Origin of the sequence: Chromohalobacter sp. 48-RD10 (assembly GCF_029889785.1) — a bacterium.
Classification (GTDB): Bacteria; Pseudomonadota; Gammaproteobacteria; order Pseudomonadales; family Halomonadaceae; genus Chromohalobacter.
This window is the reverse complement of sequence record NZ_JARANX010000103.1, coordinates 1-1,984: the sequence shown is the minus strand read 5'-3', so window position 1 is coordinate 1,984 and position 1,984 is coordinate 1. Positions and strand designations below refer to the sequence as shown.

1 protein-coding gene and 1 pseudogene are annotated in these 1,984 nt (G+C 55.6%); both read left to right on the top strand.

What is annotated here, in order from left to right:
• Nucleotides 1-61: 61 nt before the first annotated feature.
• Nucleotides 62-601, top strand: a pseudogene (locus tag OP496_RS17410) (OmpA family protein); the annotation flags it as partial.
• A 270-nt stretch (nucleotides 602-871) separates the two neighbouring features.
• On the top strand, nucleotides 872-1,984 hold a 1,113-nt coding region (locus tag OP496_RS17405), incomplete at its 3' end, for a threonine--tRNA ligase (protein WP_280565132.1).

Below are 1,984 nucleotides of genomic sequence, written 5' to 3'. Positions count from 1 at the left end.
AGAAGTAGATGGCTTTCGCGATCCTCTCTCTGATGGACGGATCTGAGCTGCTTTAGTGTTGGTAGACGCTCAGGGTTGCCCGCTTGATAGCGATGGCGATGGCGTTCCGGACTACAAGGACGAATGCCCGGGGACACCGTCTGGTGTCGACGTCAACGCTCAGGGCTGCCCGCTGGATAGCGATGGCGATGGCGTTCCGGACTACCAGGACCAGTGCCCCGATACACCGGCAGGTGAAGAAGTCAATGCGCTAGGCTGCCCGGCGGATCTGGTGCTGCATGATGTGAACTTCGAGTTCGACTCCGCCACGCTCACCAGCGATGCGGAAGGCATCCTCGATGGTATTGCCGAGAAGCTGGCTGCCAACGAGAGTGTCAACGTTCGACTGGAAGGCTATACCGATTCCGTCGGTAGCGCTTCCTATAACAAGGATCTCTCTCAGCGTCGTGCCGACTCTGTGAAAGACTACCTGGTCTCGAAGGGCGTCGACGGCGATAACGTCACGACCATGGGTTACGGCGAAGAAGATCCCGTCGCAACCAATGAGACGAAAGAAGGACGTGCTGAAAACCGTCGTGTTGAAATGGGCGAGCAAGAGTAACGATCGCTCGGTTCATGATCGAAGAAAGGGGCGCCTCCGGGCGCCCCTTTTTATTTGTGCTACAGGTGCGACTGGACGATATTTCGCGCGCTTGCTAGTGTGCGCAATTCGCCGTTTCATGCGTTTGTGTTGCCTTTCATCTAAGTTGCAGGCCCGCAGGCGTATGACGCACAAGGGTAAGTAGGCCGATAGCCTCCCCCCATTGCTTTTCATCTTCATCGTTTCATGTGGTCCCTAGTATGGGCCACCACTGAATATAAGGGACCTTGTATGCCCATCGTGACCTTGCCTGATGGCAGTCAGAAAACTTTCGACTCACCCTTGACCGTTATGCAGCTCGCCGAGTCCATCGGCACGGGTCTTGCCAAAGCTTGTGTAGCAGGAAAGATAGATGGCGTTGCCGTCGATACGGCCGACCTGATCGAACGTGATGCCGAGGTCAGTATCCTGACCGCGCGCGATCATGAAGGGGTGGAAATTATCCGCCATTCCTGTGCCCATCTCCTGGGACATGCCGTCAAGCAGCTTTATCCCGACGCTAAAATGGCGATCGGACCGGTCGTGGACGATGGGTTTTATTACGATATCGATTTCGGCCAGTCAATCTCGCCGGACGACCTCGACACGATGGAAAAGCGTATGAAGGCGCTTATCGAGCGTGAATACAATGTCGTTCGTGAGTACGTGACGAAAGAGCAGGCCCTAGCGACCTTCGTTGAACGTGACGAGCCCTACAAGCAGGAAATCGTCGAGGGTATTGCCGATGGTGAGCTCGTTCGCCTCTATCATCATGAAGAATACATCGATATGTGCCGTGGGCCGCATGTTCCGAATACGCGGCACCTGAAAGCTTTCAAGCTTACCAAGCTGGCGGGCGCCTATTGGCGTGGTGATGCTACCAAGCCAATGCTTACGCGCATTTATGGTACGGCTTGGCCGGATAATAAGGCCCTGAAGACCTATCTCCAGCGCTTGGAAGAGGCGGAAAAGCGCGATCACCGTAAGTTGGCACGCAAGCTCGACTTCTTTCACATGCAGGAAGAAGCGCCGGGCATGGTATTCTGGCATCCACGGGGCTGGACGCTCTGGCAGACCGTCGAGCAATACATGCGGCAGGTCTACAAAGACAGCGGGTATCAAGAGATTCGCTGTCCGCAGATCATGGATGTTTCGTTGTGGCAGAAGTCCGGCCACTGGGACAATTACGCCGATAACATGTTCTTCACCGAATCGGAAAAGCGCGAGTATGCGCTCAAGCCGATGAACTGCCCAGGGCATGTGCAAGTCTTCAATTCCGGCCTGCGCAGCTATCGTGAACTGCCGGTGCGTTATGGCGAGTTCGGTGGTTGCCATCGCAACGAGCCCTCGGGTGCCTTGCATGGC